The sequence below is a fragment of the Cupriavidus sp. GW823-FHT06D04 genome (assembly GCF_058795055.1).
Window position 1 is genome coordinate 1 of record NZ_JBXAHL010000007.1, and the last position, 17,360, is coordinate 17,360.

Consider the following 17,360-nt stretch of genomic DNA (forward strand, 5'->3'; position numbering starts at 1 on the left):
CTAAATACCACGAAGAGCGCCTCAGGCGGACATTTCTGCTTTGCTAGAACCGGACATTACTGCTTTGCCGCTACACCTTTGCGACGCATAATAAGTGTTATGTCAAATCATCGTTGCCGCATTCCACATGCAACCGCGACCCCTATGTCTACGCCCCGCCACCAGTGACCAATGCCGAAACGCGCCCTCCCGATGCGTAAACTATCCTCTGGGCAGGATGAGGATGTTCCTATCGATACGAAGGAGCAGCAACGAGTACTTCAGCGAATCCCACAAATCGGTGTTTAGGATTCCAATGGCAGGCCATCGACAACGCGATACGCTAGAACGGCAGTCCTCCGCCCGGCAGCATCAGCGGAAGGCATGCTTTCTCAGAACCAGGAGCGCATCACGTCAATTGGACTCTTAGGACCTTGGCAAGTCACAGGCGGCGCACGGCGACGTCAAGGCGAATATCAAGAAGGCGGAGTAACAGGATATGGAGAGGGCGAGCACCCAACCCATCGCACCGCGGCCGGGATGGCAAAGGCGGCCAGCCGATTGGCCGCCTTTGACCGCTTCGGCTGTTCCTCGTTACATGCCGGCATCAGGAGACACCCATGCTGGAGACGATGCTGGATCAGTTCCCTCCCCTTGAGCAGGAAGCTTTCCGCGAGACCTGTCTGCGTAACGGGGTCGCACCCGACGGATTTACCGTAACAGCCGTTGAAGACGCTGCAGGCGCTGTGCCGGCACGCGGGCGCACCGTCTCGGTAGGCTTCGGGAGAGAAATCCGCCAATACGACGGAAACCAGGGTGCGCAATGGACTGTCGATTTCGAGGACGACCTGAGATCGCGCGTGTTCGGCTGAGCTTTGCTTCTCTGCGCCACCGTTGCGCCCGGTACGCCAGCGGCTGCCATGTAACCACAAACAGCCGCCGCCAGATCAACCCCAATCACACAGGCCCATCATGAACTTCATTACCAGCGCCGGCCCGCTAATCTCGTTGATTGCCGGCATCCTTATTCTTGTCATTCCGCGGCTGCTTAACTATATCGTCGCCATTTACCTCATTGTCATCGGCCTGCTCGGGCTGTTTGGCGGGCACCTGCGCTGAGCGGCGGCGGGGCCGCTCGCCACCTTCCGGCATGAAAGCAAAAGCCCCGCGCGGATGGCTCCGGCGGGGCTTGGGCGAATTTGGTTGCGGGGGCAGGACTTGAACCTGCGACCTTCGGGTTATGAGCCCGACGAGCTGCCAACTGCTCCACCCCGCGGGGCGAAATATACGCTGATTGGCGGCACATGGATACCCCTTCCCCCAAATAAACTCTGCAGACTGCTCCCCGGCGTCCTGCGTTCAGAACCCAACATTCTCCCGCCCCTCTAGCTTCAACAACGTGCGCGCCTCCTCCGGCGTGGCAACTTGCCGCGAAAGCGCTTCAATCACACTGCGCACACGCAAGACCTGCGCGGCATTGCTGTCGGCCAGTTTCCCGGGTCCGTCCCACAGCGAGTCCTCCAGCCCGACGCGTACGTTGCCGCCCATCGCCGCGGAGATCGCCGCCAGGGGCATCTGGCTGCGGCCGGCGCCCAGCACCGACCAGACATAGTCCTTGCCGAACAGCCGGTCCGCCGTGCGGCGCATATGCATCAGGTTCTCCACATGCGCACCGATGCCGCCCCGCAGCCCGAATACGGACTGGATCAGCAGCGGCGGCGTCAGCAGCGCGCGATCGAGAAAATGGGCGGCCGTGTACAGGTGCCCGATGTCGTAGCATTCGATCTCGAAGCGCGTCTGGTTCTCGCTGCAGGACTGCAGGATGTAGGCGATATCCTTGAATGTGTTCCTGAAGATGCCGTCATAGCTTTGCGCAAGATAAGGCCGTTCCCAGTCGTGTCGGAATTCCGTGAAGCGGTCCAGCAATTCGTACAGTCCGAAGTTCATTGAGCCCATATTGAGCGAGGCGACTTCCGGGCGTAATTGCAGTGCCGGCTGCAGCCGCTCCTCCACGCTCATCGTCGGCGCGCCGCCGGTTGTCAGGTTGATCACCACGTCGAGGGGTGCCGCGCAGGCAGCCAGCAGACGGAGGGATCTGGGCATGGCGAGCTCCAGGGCGGTAGTGCGCTCCTTGATTCTAGACCGACTCGATCTACTCAGACAGGCGTGCCGGCGCCACGGTAGTGGATGCTGGCGACGGAATGCGTCCTGACGAATGCGGACGATTCGCGCTACCTTGCGCGCAATATTCCCGTTCGCCTGCTCAGGCAGGCGCCGCCTTTGCGGCCTGTTGGTCAATCTGCCGCCGCATTTCATCGGCCAGTGGATGCAGCCCGCTGGTGGAAGCGGATGCGACCAGGCTGTAGCCCAGCCCTTGGTTTGCCCATGAGTATCCCGCGACGCCGGCCTGTTCGTGCGCCTTCATGGGCATGTCCCGTTCGACCTGCATGGGCCGCACCAGCATGGCCAGTCGCGTCCCGTGTCCGTCGTCATACATGAAGAGGCCGGCCGGTCCATGCTCGGTTGCCACCAGGCGCCCGCCCATGTAGTGATAGCCAGCCTTGCTGAGATCCGGCAGGGAGACCGGACGCCGCAGGCGCGTGGATACCCAACTGACCAGCGCAGCGCTGTCTTCCGCGCTAAGCTCCACTGGCCGGGTCGTGTCAGAGGCGAAGACCTGGTAACTGGCCGTGGCTTCGCGCGCGAGGGCTGCTATGCCACCGGGCGCCGGCTCGGTTGCACCGCGCCCGATCCAGCCGCCCATGCCGCCTATGCAGAGGGCGACAAGGACGGAAGCTGCCATTCGCCAGGGGCCGCCGGACCGCGTGCGGCGAGCCTCGAGCATGTGGCGCAAGTTCAGGTCCGGCGGGATGGGCTCGTGGACGATCGGGGCAAGCGACGCACGCAATTGTTCGCGCTGCGCGATATAGCCCTCGATGCGACCAGCGACGTCCGGATGATGGCGCATGTAGGCTTCGATCTCGCGTCGACGTGTGTCGTCCAGAGCGTTGTCCACATAGGCCTGCAGGTCTTCTTCCTGCACGGGCCGATTCTCGCTCATTTGACCCTCCGCAATACCGACATAGGGGCTGCCGCTGGCACACCGGCCGCCGTGATTCTCAGAAGCTTCTCCCGCGCGCGCGACAGGCGCGACATCACGGTGCCAATGGGGATGTCCAGCACGCGGGCAACGTCCGCGTACGACATGTCTTCTACCGAGACCAGCAACAGGACGCTACGCTGCTCCGCAGGAAGCGCGTCGAGCGCGCTCATGAGGTCACGGTAGTGCAGCGCGTCCTCCTGAGTGGCGCGCGCGACCATCTGGGATTCGGCCACGTCGTCAATGGCGACGTGCATGCCCTGGGTGCCGGCATACTTGCGCAAGGCAGTCATTGCCAGATTGTGCAGGATGGCAAAGACCCAACTACGCGTGTCATCGTTGTTGCGTCGGCTGTTCCAGTAGGTGATGACTCTCTCCAGGCAGTCCTGCACCAAATCATCGGCGGCGCTCGTGTCGCGCAGCAGTGCGCGCGCATAGCGGCGCAGCGCCGGGATCATCGGCTCGACTTGGAGCAACATGTCCTTCACTGCGATGTCCTTTTCCGTTACATGCAGCCAACGGGTGGCAATACGGTCCGCGCGTCATACCTTCGCAGGCTGCCGCGCGGACGGTCCTTCGATTACAACGCCTGCACCTGAACCGGGGCCGCGGGCTTGCCGTTCTCGGACGGGGCGATGACCAGGTAGCGCCGCGATTCGGCTCTCGCAACCCCTTGTACGAACTGCCGGATGGGGCCGATCGCATTGACGATGGCCGAGCCCGCCGGGTTGGTCGTGAAGGTGGCGATGGGCTCCAGCGTGCCGGTACCGTCTGAGCGGCTGCTTAGCGCAAGCACATAGGGTTGTTTGGGTTGCAGTCCGGTAGCTGACGCCTGCAGCACCTGGAGCAGGCCCTGGTCAAACAGCGTAACGCTCGTTGGCGGGTTGTCGGTGACGACTGGCTTGCCATCAGCGACAGGCACCAGCTTCAATTGTGTAGTCTGTCCCGCCACACCCAACTGCTGAAGGCCCTGGGTTCCCGTCCCTTCGGGAACAGCTTTGGGAACATAGGCAATGGCTTGTGGTGCCTGCCCAATCGGTACATTGGCAATCACCTCGTTGGTGGCTGTGTCAATGGCGGCAAGATTGTCCGCATTCTCAAGACCGACGTAAACACGGGTCCCGTCGCCGGAGGGCCAGACTCCATGTGGCAGGCTTCCTACAGGGATGGTCGCGACCTGCGAGAAATCATCCGTACGGAAGACCTTGACCTGATTTAAGCCGCCGACAGTGATGTAAGCAAACGTGCCCGCTGCCGTGTGCGCAAAATTCACATGGTTGGTAATGGGGCCGGTTTCAAGGGTCTTGATCAGGCGGAACGGGGGCCGGGCTTCGAAAACCTGGGCCTTGCCGATGTCCTTAAGGGTGAACCATACCTGTTTGCCGTCAGGCGTGGCAGCGATATTGGGGCAGAAGGGGCTTTCCTGCTTCACACGGCCCACGACCTTGTGGTCGGCGACGGTCACGACGGCTGTTTCCGGGTTGAACGACGAGCAGATGTAGCCGTACTTGCCATCTGGCGAGAAGATCTGCATGCCTGGCCCCGCGGCTACAGTGATGCGAGTCTTCTCCTCAAAGGTCTTGGCGTCAATGACGGAAATGTAGTTCTCGCCGCGAACCGTTACCCAGACTTCCTTGCCATCTGGGGTGTAGAACGCCTCATGGGGCGAGCGCCCGACATAAGTCACATGCTTGACGGCATTACTGGCCGTGTCGATGAAGGAAACCGAGTTGGACCCGATGGACACAACCGCCAGAGTCCGGTGGTCGGGCGAAAAGCCCATACCATGGACGAGGACCTGGCCGCGGTACAGCGGGCTGAAATTGCCCGGCGCGGGGTCGCCCAGCCGGATGACGCCCAGGAGCTTGTTGTCAGCCGGGTCCGTGACCGAAACAGTATTTGAGAATTGCTCGGCAGCATAGATGCGGTCCCGGCGGCTGATGGGCACATCCGGGGTGCTTATTGCGCCTGGCGCTTGCCCGGCAAACGTTGGCCCGGCCACGCCGAGAAGGAGCGTGAGGTACAGGGCATTTCTGAAAGGGTTTCGATTCATGGCTTGGCCTGGCTATCAGTGCGTGTGCGCGGAATGGTCGTGGGAGACCGGTTGCGGGAGGGATTGACTGGAGCCAGTTGCCTGAGTAGGCGCCGGCTCGGAAGGAGGAAGTGGCTGCCCGAGCGCGAGGCGCATCGCAGCGATTTCTTGCAGTTGCTCTACGACGATTTCCTGCGCGATGCGTCTGAGCTGCACATTTTTCCCGTAGCGCAGCTCAGACATTGCCATGTCGATTGCACCCTGGTGGTGCGGAATCATCATGGCAGCGAAGTCTTCGTCAATGTTCCCGCCGGGCTTGACAGCCATGCCATCCATCATCTTTGTCATGGCGGCATCGTTCTCAGCCATGAACTTCTCTTCGTCTGACCCGGCTTGCGTCGCGGCAGCAACCGATATGGACAGTGGCGCCATCAACGCCAGGGCGCCCCAGGCAAGCGCCCGCAATCGGCATGAGCGGTGGAAGAACGTCATTTTTCCCTCATCGTCGAGAGCCCCAAAATGAGGGCCGTTGCGAGGTAGACGAGTCGGGGCCACTGCTTATTCCGGCGCGGATGAAATTTTCTTCGCTACTTGAGGAGTGGAACTTCCGACGCTCGGCCGAGACGGACACGCCTGACTGTATTTAGCATGACAATTTCGTAATCGTCTCAGCGCTCATTTGTCAGTATCGCTCCTGCATAGTCGTGCCGAATCATTGATCCGACAACGCTTACGACCGCCATATCGGGAGATGCACATGACCGGCCACTACCCTCCCAGCCCGGGACGCAGCCGCTTGCGGCTTGGTTTGCTGGCTCTCATCGCTGTTTCCGGCGTCTGTCATGCGCAATCCGCAGTCACAGCGGCCGATCCCGCACTCAGTACGCCAGCGCCCTCCCTTGCCAGTTGTGTTTCGTGCCATGGCACCTTAGGCGCCGGTACGGCAACTGGCGCACCAAGGCTTGCGGGAATGAATCCGGACTATCTTGCGCATGCACTGTCCATGTTCAAGGCAGGAACCCGTGCGAGTGCTGTCATGCAAAGCGTTGCACACGACCTCTCCGACGGCGAGATACGCAGCCTCGCGGTGTTCTTTTCAGCCCAGCATCCTCCGCGTGTCGAGGGTGCACACCCGCCTCCGCCAGCTCTGGTGATGGCCGGCAAGCGACTGGCCGAGCTGGGAGCGGCTCCGGACATTCCCGCCTGTTTCAGCTGCCATGCGGCCGATGGAAAAGGCAACGGCGCACGCTACCCTGGCATTGCCGGTGAACCGGCGGCATTTGTCATCAACCGGCTCCATGAGTTCCAGGCCCGCGCGAAGGCGGGAACACCAGCGCCGGGGACAATGACGGCCGTGGCGGCCACGCTGAACGAGCAGCAGATTGAACAGGCTGCGGCTTACCTGTCGGTGATCGATCCCTGAGGCGACGGGCACCCGCTGGAGGCATCGGCCTGGGTCGGGAAGCTCTTTCCACATCTGGTGGACGTAGCCCCCTCCCCTTGCAAACCGCCCGTGAGCGACTTGCCTTACGGATGCCAGGCCTACTTGCGCATGCCGGCTTCGGTCAACGCGCAAAGTGCCACGGCAGACCAATCGTGCTCAGCACCAATGCCTTGCGAGCGCACCGCAAGAAAGCGATCGTGCACGAAGCTCGCAAGCGGGAGCGGCACACCGAGCGCTTCGGCGGCCGCCAGCATCAGGCGATTGTCCTTCTGGCCGAGCGGCAATGAAAAGCCAGCCGGCTGGAACTGCTGCGACGCGATCATGGAACCATAGATCTTGTAGGGCGGCGCATTGAAGTTCGCGTTGGTCAGCAGATCGACGAAGTGCATCGGGTCGATTCCCGCCTTGCCTGCCACCGCGCAGGCTTCGCCCAGCGTCTCGATGATCACGGACAGCATGAAGTTGCCGATCAGCTTTACGAGGTTCGCCTGCGACGGATCGGCCCCGACGATGCCGACGGACTGCCCCAGCTGTTCAAGCAGGGGCACCGCAACTTTCAGGTGCTCGTCGGCGCCTGCGGCCATGATGAAGAGCTTGCGCGCCGCCGCCGCGTCGGGCCGGCCAAACACCGGCGCCGAGACAAAGCCCACCCCGGCTTCACGATGCCGCACCGTGAGAGCCTGTGCGGTATCGACGCCGATCGTGCTCATTGAGATATGCACCGCGCCTGGCCTGAGTCCAGCGAGGATTCCCGTTTCGCCGAGCGTGACCAATGTGAGCGCGGCATCGTCGGCGACCATCGAGAAGACGACGTCAGCCAGATGTGCCGCTTCGGCCGGACTCGCCGCGACCGTGGCCCCTGCCCTGCGCAGCGGTTCGGTACGCGCCGGGTTGCGGTTGAACACTTGCACCTGGTGCCCGGACTCGAACAGATTCATGGCAATCGCGGCGCCCATCGAGCCAAGCCCGATAAATCCAATCTGCATGATGAAACTCCGAATAACGAATAATGTTGACAAGGTAGCGCCCTGGCAGGGTCGCGATGACGGGCGAAGCTTGCCCGTCCGCTGCCACCCCGTGCTATCGCAGCGGCGGCGCCATGAAATCCGGACCGACCGGATCGGTCACATGCTGTGCGAGCAGGATATCGATGTCCTCCTTGTCCTGCGCGCTCAGCTTCCATCCGAACGCGTCGCCGATGCCGCCCAACTGGTCCGGGCGACGCGCGCCCCACAGCGCAATCGTCGGGCCCTGGTCGAGGATCCAGCGGATCGCCAATGCCAGCACCGACTTGCCATGGCGCTCGCGGGCAAACGCCGAGAGCGCCTCGACTGCCGCCAGGTACTGCGCGAAACGCGGCTGCCGGAACTTCGGATCGGCATTGCGCAAGTCATCACCGTCGAACGTGGTGGACGCATTCATGCGCCCGGACAAAAGGCCTCGGCACAGCGCACCATAAGCCAGCACGACAAATCCCCGCTCACGCGCGTAGGGCAGTACGTCAGCCTCGATCGCGCGCTCGAACAGGTTGTAAGGAGGCTGGACTGCCGCGAGCCGTGTCGCCACAGAGAACGCGTCCATCTGCCGCGGGGAAAAGTTGCTGACGCCGACAGACAGGATCTTTCCTTCCACGCGCAGCTTCTCCAGTTCGGCCGCGGTGTCTTCGAATGACACCAGCGTGTCCGGCCAGTGCACCTGGTACAGGTCAATGTAGTCGGTGCGCAAGCGGCGCAGTGAATCCTCGATTTCCTGCCGGATGCGCGCCGGGGTGGCGTTGCGCTGCACACCGCTGTTGCCCCATTCGAGCCCGGCCTTGGTCGCGATCACCGCATCCTGGCGCCAGCCAGCCAGCGCCTTGCCGACCACTTCTTCCGAATGGCCGAAGCCATACACCGGTGCGGTGTCGATCAGATTGATGCCATGGTCGAGCGCGCTGCGGATCGTCGCCATGGCGGCGTTGTCGTCGGTTCCGCCCCACATCCAGCCGCCTATCGCCCATGTGCCCAACGCAATGCGCGATACCGCAACCGGGATGCCTTCAATTCGTATCGTCTCGACATTCATACTCAATCGCTCCAGTAGATGGTTGCCTGCGAGCGTTGGCCTACGCGTCGGACTGCGCGTCGGACTGCGATCGGCCACCGCATCAGGCGCGTACAATCTAGCTCATATATCGTTGAGTTGAATTCAACGAACCATTGAGGCAAGCCACATCACCTGTCTGTCATGCCCGCCTTCACCCGCACCGAGCTTGCCGATCTCAATGTGTTCGTCACCATCTGCCGCCGCCGCAGTTTCCGGCAGGCGGCCGTCGAACTGGGGGTGTCAACGTCCGCGCTAAGCCACTCCATGCGCAATCTCGAAGCGCGGCTGGGCGTGAAGCTGCTCAATCGCACCAGTCGCTCGGTGGTGCCGACTGCGGCCGGCAGCGCGCTGGCGGAACAGCTTGGCAGGGGCTTTGAGACCATTGGCGCGGCCATCGATGAACTCGATCGCTACCGCACATCGCCGGTCGGCCGCCTGCGTATCAACGTGCCGCGCGACGCGTCGCGCCTGCTGATCGGGCCGATCCTGCCAGCTTTCACCGACGCGTATCCGGAGATCCAGCTCGACATCACCGTCGACGATCGCCTGATCGACATCATTGCCGACGGCTACGACGCCGGCATCCGCTACGGCGACACGGTCGCACGCGACATGATCGCCGTGCCGCTGACGCCACCGTTACGCTGGGTGATCGTGGGGTCTCCCGCATACCTGGCGCGGTGTGGGCGCCCGACGAAGCCAGACGACCTGATGCGCCACGCGTGCATCCGCATTCGTATTGGCGACAACTCGCTGTATCGGTGGGAGCTTGGCAACGGACGCCGTGCACTCGAACTCGACGTGCCTGGCCCGGTAAGCGCCAACGAGACGGACACCGCCGTCGATGCCGCGCTGAACGGCGTCGGGCTCGCGTACTGCCTCGAACGCCGCGTGGCCGACGATATCGCCGCCGGCCGCCTTGAAGTAGTGCTGCCGAAATGGGCGGTCGCCGGGCCGCCCATGGTGATGTACTACCCAAGCCGGCGGCAGACACTGCCGGGCCTGCGGCAATTGATCGACATGATCCGCTCGGCCAACACCTGACAGGCGACGGGCGCATGCGCGCTCCGTGACACGCAGGATTTTCTTCCTTGACTATTCGTCTAGTTCTGGATAATCTGTCCATATGACGAAGCGAACCAAGGAGCAGCAAGCGCTGCTCGATCAACTCAAGCAAGTGGCGCAGGGCCTCGGCGAGACCCTGGCGCCGTTTTGCGAGGTCGTTGTCCACGACCTCCTGGATCCCAGGCACGCCATCCTGGCCATCCATAACAACCTGTCGGGCCGCCAGCCTGGCGACCCGGCCACAAAACTCGGCCTGGCCCGCATCGCCGATCCGCAATACCAGCAAGTCATCGCCAACTATGCGAACCAGTTCGCCGATGGCCGCCAGGCCAAGAGCACATCGATCGGCATCAAGGATTCCAGCGGGCAATACATCGCTGCCCTGTGCCTGAATGTGGATCTCTCGCTGTTTCGTGGTTTGCAGACCATGCTGGGACAGTTCGGCACGGTCGGCGCGGCTGCGGGTGTTACCGAGTCGCTCGATCCGGTCGGCGCGGATGCCATCCGGGATCGCATTGACCAGTTCGCGGCGCGGCTCGCCACCACGCCCCGTTCGCTCAAGGCAACGGACCGGCGCGCGCTGATGCGCGAGCTCAAGGAATCGGGTTACATGGAGGTGCGTCGGGCCATGGAGGTCGTGGCGATGCATCTGGGCGTATCGCGAGCAACGGTGTACAGCGATGCCAAGTGACGCCCGCCTGCTGCTGCTCGACAAGGACGAGGTGCAGTCCTTGCTACTGCCTGACGACGTCCTGGAAGCCGTGCGCGAGGCCTTCGTGCTGCATAGCCAGGGCGAGGGCCGCGTGTTCCCGGTGGTGCGCGAGCCGCTGGTAACCGGCGGCGTCTTCGGCATAAAGTCCGGGGACGTGCAGGCACAAGGCTTGCTGGGTTTCAAGGCCGCGGGATTCTGGCCCAGCAACCGTCAGCTTGGCGGTGAGCCGCACCAGGCCACCATCATGCTGATCGATCCCGCGACCGGGCGGCCCGTCTGCCTGCTGGACGGCAATGCGGTCACCACCATGCGCACCGGCGCCGCGGGTGGCCTGGGGCTGCAGCAGCTCGCACGGGCGGACAGTACCCGCGTGTGCGTGTTCGGCACCGGTGTCCAGGCGGGCGTGCAGCTCAGCTTTGCCCTGCGGTTGTTGCCAGCACTTGGCGAGGTCCGCTATGTCACGGTGGACGGCAAGCGCGACGCTGCTTTCGAGGCGCAGTTCGCGCACCGTTGCGACATCTCGCCCGCGGGCGACCGCAATGCTGCAGTGTCCGAGAGCGACATCGTGATCACCGCAACGCCGGGAACGGGCGCCTTGTTCGAAATGCAGGCGGTACAGCCAGGTACACACCTGAATTGTGTTGGCGCCGACACCAAGGGCAAGCGCGAGTTGCCCGAGGGCCTGCTGCAGCGGGTGCGCCTGTTCGTCGATGACCAGGCACAGGCACGCCAGATCGGTGAAACCCAATGGGCCTCCGATACGCCGTGCATCGAACTGGGCGACCTGCTGACAGGCAAGGCCCGTGTGGACCGGCAACCGACGGACATCACGGTATTCGACATGACCGGTCTCGCCCTGCAGGACCTGACCGTCGCCCGCCTGCTCCATCAGCGGGCCGGCGCGGCCGGCGTGGGCTCCAGCATCCCATGGTCGTGGTAACGCTTTGATCGATGTTTGCATTATGTAGGAGCTGCTTGCTTTTCACGATGTCACCGTAGCCGCCGCGCGGCTTCGGCGCCTTGCCCGCGGCATGCCACAGATGCGCTACCGGACGGTCAAGGACCTCAATTCCTTCCCTTTTGTCCGGAGTTGGTTTCATGCGTATCATCCCTGCCCTCACAGCGCTCGCATTGAGTGCTGCCTGTAGCTTCACTTCCGCCGCCCGCGCGGCCGACAACCCCTGGCCGCAAAAGCCGGTTACCGTTATCGTTGCCTCCGCTGCCGGCGGCTCGGCCGACGTATTGACCCGCGTTGTGCTGACCCACCTGGCGAAAGAAACCAACGCCAACTTTGTCGTCGACAACCGCCCGGGAGCCGCCGGCAACATCGGCATGGCGCAGGTCAAGCGCGCTGCCCCGGATGGGTACACGCTGGGCTATGGCAACATCAACACCCTCGCCATCAATCCGGCGCTGTTCAGCAAGCTTCCCTACGATGTGCGGCAGGACTTTGTGCCTGTGGGCCGCATGTTCTCGATCTATAACCTGCTTGTGGTCCGTGCCGATTCCCCGGTCAAGAACGTGGCCGACCTGCTGGCACTGGCCAGGAAATCCCCGGGCAAGCTGTCATATGCCGCTGCGGGCACTGGCAGCAGCGGCCACATGGGCGGCGAGTTGCTCAAGAAGATGGCCGGCATCGACGTGTTGTTCATTCCATACAACGGAGATCCGGCGTCCCTGACCGACCTCGCCGGTGGCCGGCTCGACTACACCATTACCAATGCGTCGGTGGCATGGCCACTGGTCAAGAGCGGCAAGCTGCGCGCGCTGGCGATCACCAGCCGCGAGCGCGTCGCGCTGTATCCCGACGTGCCGACGCTCAATGAGTCAGGCCTGAAGGGCTATGAAAATGTCTCGTGGGGCGGCCTGGTGTTTCCCAAGGGCACGCCGCAGCCGATCGTCGACAAGCTCAGCATGGCGTTGGAGAAGGTGCTGAAGACCGACAGCCTGCGCCAGGACCTGGCCAATGCCAACGCCGTCGCCGCCACCGGCACCCGCGCAGAATTCATCCAGTTCATCGCCAGCGAGCAGAAGAAGTGGGCCGACCTGATCGTAACCGCGAAGATCCCCAAGCAGAACTGAGCTTTCCGCCGACCATGTCCAATCCCCGCATTGCGATTCTCGGCTTTGCCATTGAATCCAACCGTTTTGCTCCGGTGTCCACGCGCGCCGACTTCGTGTCGCGGGCTTATCTTGCCGGCGATGCGCTGCTGTCGGATGCCCGCGCCACCGCCCCAGCCATGACGCCGGAGATCCCTGCCTTTGTCCGCCGCATGGATGCCGGCGGGCAGTGGCAGCCCGTCCCTATCCTGTTCGCCAATGCAGAGTCGGGCGGCCCGGTCGACCACGCCTTCTTCATGGAGACACTTGCCATCTTTGAACGGGAATTGCGCGCCGCGCTGCCGCTCGATGCCGTCTACATTTGCGAGCACGGTGCCGCCATCACCACCGAAGAGGATGATCCCGACGGTTTGGTCTTCGAGATGGTGAGGTCCATCGTTGGACCGACGGTGCCGATCGTCGCCACCGTCGACCTCCATGCCAATGTGTCCGATCGCATGGTCGACGCGGTCGATACGCTGATCTCCTATCGCCGTAATCCCCATACCGACATGGCCGAGCGCGGCGCGGATGCGGCTGACATCCTGATCGAGTTGATGCAAGGCACGCGCTTTTGCGTCGCGCATGTGCGCATGCCGGTTTGTGCGCCCCCGACCCAGCTCTTGACCGCGCCCGGAACCGGACCGTACGCCGACATGATCGAACAAGCGGAAGCACTGGTTGACCCGCGCATCGTCAATATTTCAGTGGTGGGCGGCTTTGCCTTTGGTGACACCCCGAAGAACGGCATGACGGTCATCGTCACGACCCGCGGCGATGCCGACTTCGCCAGGCAGACCGCCCATGATCTGGTAATGCCGGCGTGGACCGGCCGCACCGCGTTCACGCCCGCGTTGACGTCTCTTGACGAGGCGGTCGCGCTGGCCAAGGCTGCTGGCGATGACCACGCGCTGCCGCCCGTATTGCTGTCCGATGTAGCGGACAACCCCGGCGGCGGCGGGCGCGGCAACACGCCCTTCCTGCTGCAGGCGTTGTTGCGAGCCGGCGTGCGTGATGCCGTGCTCGGTGTGGTCACCGATCCTGAGCTCAGCGCGCAGGCCCATGCCCTCGGCGTGGGCGCCGAGTTTACCGCCCGCTTCAATCGCGGCGAGAGCACCGCATACTCCGATGCCTTCAGCGCACCCGCCACGGTACTGCGGTTGCACGCGGGCCAGGGCGTGGGGCGACGGGGGCAGTTGGCCGGCTGCAGCTATAACCTGGGCCCGTCGGCCCTGCTGCGGGTGGGAGGCGTGAAGGTCGTGGTGATCACCAATCGCCATCAATGCCACGAGCCCGCTTTCTTGGAGATGTTTGGCATCGATATCGCCGCTGCCCGCACGGTGGTAGTGAAATCGCGCGGCCATTTCCGCGCGGCGTTCGATGAGTTCTTTGATCCCGGGCAGATTTTCAGCGTCGATGCTCCGGGGCTGACATCGCCAGTATTGTCCCGCTTCGACTTCAAACGCCTGCCGCGGCCGGTGGTCCCGCTTGACGCCATGACCGACTGGACGCCGCATATCCGGCTGTTGCGCAAGCACAGCGCGCTCCAGTGAACCCTTTGCCGATCCAGCCAGACATGTCCACAACTCTCGACTCTCTCGATACCCCGGCGGCCGTCATCGACCTCGCCCGCATGCAACGCAACATCGACCGCATGCAGCAGCGCATGAACGCGTTGGGCGTGCGCTTCCGCCCACACGTCAAGACCTCCAAATGCACGCCGGTCGTGCGCGCCCAGCTTGCCGCCGGCGCGCAAGGCATCACGGTGTCCACGCTGAAGGAAGCCGAATACTTCTTTGCTGAAGGCATCACCGACATCGTCTATGCCGTCGGCATGGCGGCGCATCGGCTGCCGCAGGCGCTCGCGTTGCGGCGGCGCGGGTGCCAGCTGAAGCTCCTCACCGACAGCGTGGCCTCGGCCGAGACGATCGCCGAGTTCGGGCGGGCGAATGATGAGGTGTTCGAGGTGCTGATCGAGATTGACACGGATGGTCACCGCTCCGGCATCCGTCCGGAGGACCCTGCGCTGCCGGATGTCGGCCGCGCCCTGCACGATGGGGGCATGCGCCTGGGTGGCGTGCTGACCCACGCTGGCTCGAGCTACGAGCTTGACACCACCGAGGCCCTGAGCGCCCTGGCGGAGCAGGAACGCGCCGGCTGCGTGCGTGCGGCCGAGCGTCTGCGGGCCGCGCAGCTGCCGTGCCCGGTGGTCAGCATCGGCTCGACTCCGACGGCACTTTCCGCCGCGCAACTCGATGGCGTCACCGAGGTTCGGGCCGGCGTCTATGTCCTGTTTGACCTGGTGATGAGCAATGTGGGCGTCTGTACCACCGATGACATCGCCCTCAGCGTACTGACCACGGTGATCGGCCATCAGGGCGACAAGGGCTGGGCCATCGTCGACGCCGGGTGGATGGCGATGAGCCGCGATCGCGGCACGCAGAAGCAGAAGCGGGACTATGGCTATGGGCAGGTCTGCACGATCGACGGCACGGTGTTGCCGGGCTACGTGCTCAGCGGCGCCAACCAGGAGCATGGCATCGTGTCGCGCGAAGGAGCGCCCGATGCCGATATCGCCGCGCGCTTCCCGGTTGGCACGCGGCTGCGCATTCTTCCCAACCATGCGTGCGCGACCGGCACGCAATTCCCCGAGTACCAGGCGCTCTCCGAAGACGGTGAGCTGGCGGCATGGCAGCGCTTCCATGGCTGGTGAGATGGACGCAGCGGGGCTCGTGCACGGAAGTCTTCTACAATGGCGGCCATGTGTCCGCAGCGCGGACGCGCGACGGAACCCATCCATGCCAGCGAAGAAGAAACTCCCGGCCAAGTCCGCGCCGAGTCAGGCTAGTCAGGCCCCACCGAAGCAAGCCACGCTGAGCGCCATCATGGCGCGTATCGACAGCATCCGCGACACCCTGGGCGCCACCGGCCAGCGCATTGCCGACTTCATTGCCCGTCATCCGGAGGAAGTGGTCCATATGTCCGTCAGCGAAGTGGCCGAGCGCACCGGTGCCAGTGAAGGCAGTGTGGTCGGACTGTGCAAGGCGCTCGGCGCCACCGGTTTCCAGCAGCTGAAGATCGTGCTGGCGCAGGAGATCGTGCAGCCGGTACAGATGATTCACGAAGACCTGGAACCGAAGGACGATGCGGCCGCCGTGGTACGCAAGATCTTCCAGAGCAATGTGCAGACGCTGCTCGACACCCAGTCGACCCTCGACGTGGGCGCGCTGCAGCGCGCGGTCCAGATCCTGAAGAAGGCCAAGCGCATCGAGATCTACGGCATCGGCAGTGCGGCCACCATCGCCGAGGATGCGCATTACCGCATGCTGCGCATTGGCCTTAACGTCAAGGCCGTGATCGACTCGCATGTGCAGGTCATCAGCGCGGCCTTGACCGGCCCGGATGTCGCGGTGCTGACCATCTCGCATTCCGGCAGCACCTATGAGACCGTGACGGCGACGCGACTGGCGAAGGAGGCCGGCGCACACACCATCTGCATCACCAACTTCGGTAAATCGCCGATCCAGGCCTTCTCCGATGTGGTGCTGCTGACGATGGCGCGCGAGACCCACTTTCGCACGGAGGCGATGACCAGCCGCCTGGCACAACTGGCGATCATCGATGTGCTGATCGCGTGCCTGGCGCTGACCGACTACGATCGCGCGGTCAAGACCATCCGCCACACCTTCGACGTACTGTCGCTCAAGCGCTATTGAGCCTGGCGTGCAGGGCCGTGCGGCCGGCACACCATGTATTCAGCAACTGAGCAGGGGTCTCCGCCTCGGCCCCGGAGCCGGTGCCAAGCAGCAGATATGACATGCCCATCGCGACCGCGCCCGCGGCATCGGTCGCCGGGTTGTCGCCGATCATCAGCGCCTGCGCCGGGCTTGCCTGCAGCCGCCGCAGTCCTTCGTGGAACAGCGCATCGGCGGGCTTGCCGATGATGCACTCGGGATCCACGCCGGCACAGGCTGTCAGCGCGGCGAGCAGCGCACCGGTCTCCGGCACGCAGGTGCCGTTGTCGCCGGGATGGCTGAGATCGGGATTGGTGACCACCAGCCTGGCGCCGGCGCGCAGCACATTCGCCGCCAGCGCCAGCTTGCCGTAGTTGAAGTCGGGATCGCGCGCCAGCAGCACCACGTCAGCGCCCTGCTCCACCAACTGGCAACCGATCCGCTTCGCATGGCGGCGCAATGCCGGGCTGCCCAGCAACAGAACCCGCGCCTCGGGGGAGGTGCGGCGCAGCCAGTTCACAGCCATTTCGCCGGCAAGCACGAGTTGCTCCGGTGCAACGGGCAGGCCCATGCGGCGCAGCTTGCGCGACATGCCGGCCGCGGTGTCGGTGGAGTTGTTCGACACGATGGCATAGCGGCCCTGCAACGCCTCGAGCAGCGCGGCCGCGCCCGGCATGGCGGCGCCGTTGCGGATCAGCGTGCCGTCCAGGTCGACGATGTAGCGCCACGCCGGCGCGCGCCAGGGCGGCAGCGCCGGCTGCGGGATCGAGGCATCGTCGGTGGCACGTTGGCCGGAGGGGAACCGCCTGATATCTGTCATCTTTGCGTTCGAACATTTTGAGTAACGCTCATTCTACATTCAATTTTTATTGAACAACATTCACTGGATTGTCATGTAGGTCTTCTAGCATCCGTGTTGCCCCATCCCCAACCACGCGACACGGAACCTCCATGAACACCCTGCGAACGAGATGTCTCGCTGTACTGGCTGGCGTTGTACTGAGCTCGGCGCTTGCCGGCTGCGGCGGCGGAGATGACTCCGCCTCCACGGCAACGTCACAGCAACTTTCATCGGCACAAGCGAACGAGCAAAAAAAGCCGGCGGACAC

At 63.7% G+C, this 17,360-nt stretch carries 17 protein-coding genes, 1 tRNA gene and 1 pseudogene; 10 read left to right on the plus strand and 9 right to left on the minus strand.

What is annotated here, in order from left to right; all coding sequences use genetic code 11:
• The first annotated feature begins 599 nt into the window (after positions 1 to 599).
• Positions 600 to 851 (plus strand): hypothetical protein, encoded by a 252-nt coding sequence (locus tag AC1Q7H_RS11910; RefSeq protein WP_211981321.1) that lies wholly within the window; start codon positions 600 to 602, stop codon positions 849 to 851.
• Positions 852 to 951: 100 nt separating this feature from the next.
• Complete coding sequence (locus tag AC1Q7H_RS11915; RefSeq protein WP_078196252.1) at positions 952 to 1,098, plus strand: DUF3096 domain-containing protein; 147 nt, start codon at positions 952 to 954, stop codon at positions 1,096 to 1,098.
• A gap of 81 nt (positions 1,099 to 1,179) precedes the next feature.
• Here AC1Q7H_RS11915 and AC1Q7H_RS11920 read toward each other — a convergent pair.
• The 6 genes and pseudogenes from AC1Q7H_RS11920 to AC1Q7H_RS11945 all read right to left on the minus strand — a co-directional run bounded on the left by AC1Q7H_RS11920 (position 1,180) and on the right by AC1Q7H_RS11945 (position 5,603).
• Positions 1,180 to 1,255: transfer RNA gene (locus AC1Q7H_RS11920), tRNA-Met, on the minus strand.
• A gap of 83 nt (positions 1,256 to 1,338) precedes the next feature.
• Positions 1,339 to 2,040: pseudogene (locus tag AC1Q7H_RS11925) on the minus strand (beta-keto acid cleavage family enzyme); the annotation flags it as partial.
• 202 nt (positions 2,041 to 2,242) lie between these two features.
• Entirely contained in the window at positions 2,243 to 3,040 is a 798-nt protein-coding gene (locus tag AC1Q7H_RS11930; RefSeq protein ID WP_211981322.1) for an anti-sigma factor family protein, read from the minus strand.
• Positions 3,037 to 3,558 carry an RNA polymerase sigma factor gene (locus AC1Q7H_RS11935; protein ID WP_211982169.1) on the minus strand — a complete coding sequence of 174 codons (522 nt, stop codon included), beginning with the start codon at positions 3,556 to 3,558 and terminating at the stop codon, positions 3,037 to 3,039. Before AC1Q7H_RS11935 ends, AC1Q7H_RS11930 begins: the two co-directional genes overlap by 4 nt.
• Positions 3,559 to 3,659: 101 nt before the next feature.
• Positions 3,660 to 5,132 (minus strand): YncE family protein, encoded by a 1,473-nt coding sequence (locus AC1Q7H_RS11940; protein ID WP_492381320.1) that lies wholly within the window; start codon positions 5,130 to 5,132, stop codon positions 3,660 to 3,662.
• A 15-nt stretch (positions 5,133 to 5,147) separates the two neighbouring features.
• Positions 5,148 to 5,603 (minus strand): DUF305 domain-containing protein, encoded by a 456-nt coding sequence (locus AC1Q7H_RS11945; protein ID WP_211981324.1) that lies wholly within the window; start codon positions 5,601 to 5,603, stop codon positions 5,148 to 5,150.
• A 265-nt stretch (positions 5,604 to 5,868) separates the two neighbouring features.
• Here AC1Q7H_RS11945 and AC1Q7H_RS11950 point away from each other — a divergent pair, with 265 nt between their 5' ends.
• On the plus strand, positions 5,869 to 6,534 hold the full coding sequence (locus AC1Q7H_RS11950) for a c-type cytochrome (protein ID WP_492381321.1): 666 nt from the start codon (positions 5,869 to 5,871) through the stop codon (positions 6,532 to 6,534).
• Between the two features lie 119 nt (positions 6,535 to 6,653).
• Here AC1Q7H_RS11950 and AC1Q7H_RS11955 read toward each other — a convergent pair whose 3' ends face one another.
• Together AC1Q7H_RS11955 and AC1Q7H_RS11960 are read right to left on the minus strand one after the other, a co-directional pair.
• Positions 6,654 to 7,541 (minus strand): NAD(P)-dependent oxidoreductase, encoded by an 888-nt coding sequence (locus tag AC1Q7H_RS11955; protein WP_211981326.1) that lies wholly within the window; start codon positions 7,539 to 7,541, stop codon positions 6,654 to 6,656.
• 94 nt (positions 7,542 to 7,635) lie between these two features.
• A complete protein-coding gene (locus AC1Q7H_RS11960) occupies positions 7,636 to 8,619 on the minus strand; it encodes an aldo/keto reductase (protein ID WP_211981327.1) in 984 nt (327 codons plus the stop codon).
• A gap of 162 nt (positions 8,620 to 8,781) precedes the next feature.
• Here AC1Q7H_RS11960 and AC1Q7H_RS11965 point away from each other — a divergent pair, with 162 nt between their 5' ends.
• The 7 genes from AC1Q7H_RS11965 (at position 8,782) to AC1Q7H_RS11995 (ending at position 16,233) form a co-directional block, all read left to right on the plus strand.
• The gene (locus AC1Q7H_RS11965) at positions 8,782 to 9,684 is read left to right on the plus strand and encodes a LysR family transcriptional regulator (protein WP_153956586.1); all 903 of its coding nucleotides are present in this window, start codon (positions 8,782 to 8,784) and stop codon (positions 9,682 to 9,684) included.
• Positions 9,685 to 9,766: 82 nt separating this feature from the next.
• Positions 9,767 to 10,396, plus strand: a complete 630-nt coding sequence (locus AC1Q7H_RS11970) for a helix-turn-helix transcriptional regulator (protein ID WP_492381322.1) — start codon at positions 9,767 to 9,769, stop codon at positions 10,394 to 10,396.
• Entirely contained in the window at positions 10,386 to 11,357 is a 972-nt protein-coding gene (locus AC1Q7H_RS11975; RefSeq protein ID WP_492381323.1) for an ornithine cyclodeaminase family protein, read from the plus strand. Before AC1Q7H_RS11970 ends, AC1Q7H_RS11975 begins: the two co-directional genes overlap by 11 nt.
• A gap of 158 nt (positions 11,358 to 11,515) precedes the next feature.
• The gene (locus AC1Q7H_RS11980; RefSeq protein WP_153956589.1) at positions 11,516 to 12,499 is read left to right on the plus strand and encodes a Bug family tripartite tricarboxylate transporter substrate binding protein; all 984 of its coding nucleotides are present in this window, start codon (positions 11,516 to 11,518) and stop codon (positions 12,497 to 12,499) included.
• Positions 12,500 to 12,513: 14 nt separating this feature from the next.
• Positions 12,514 to 14,070, plus strand: a complete 1,557-nt coding sequence (locus AC1Q7H_RS11985) for a M81 family metallopeptidase (protein ID WP_211981333.1) — start codon at positions 12,514 to 12,516, stop codon at positions 14,068 to 14,070.
• A 23-nt stretch (positions 14,071 to 14,093) separates the two neighbouring features.
• Positions 14,094 to 15,230, plus strand: a complete 1,137-nt coding sequence (locus AC1Q7H_RS11990; RefSeq protein WP_211981335.1) for a DSD1 family PLP-dependent enzyme — start codon at positions 14,094 to 14,096, stop codon at positions 15,228 to 15,230.
• Positions 15,231 to 15,399: 169 nt separating this feature from the next.
• On the plus strand, positions 15,400 to 16,233 hold the full coding sequence (locus AC1Q7H_RS11995; RefSeq protein ID WP_211982171.1) for a MurR/RpiR family transcriptional regulator: 834 nt from the start codon (positions 15,400 to 15,402) through the stop codon (positions 16,231 to 16,233).
• Here AC1Q7H_RS11995 and AC1Q7H_RS12000 read toward each other — a convergent pair.
• Complete coding sequence (locus AC1Q7H_RS12000) at positions 16,220 to 17,071, minus strand: HAD-IIA family hydrolase (protein WP_153954067.1); 852 nt, start codon at positions 17,069 to 17,071, stop codon at positions 16,220 to 16,222. The two genes, AC1Q7H_RS11995 and AC1Q7H_RS12000, sit on opposite strands and share 14 nt — an antisense overlap.
• Positions 17,072 to 17,360 lie beyond the last annotated feature (289 nt).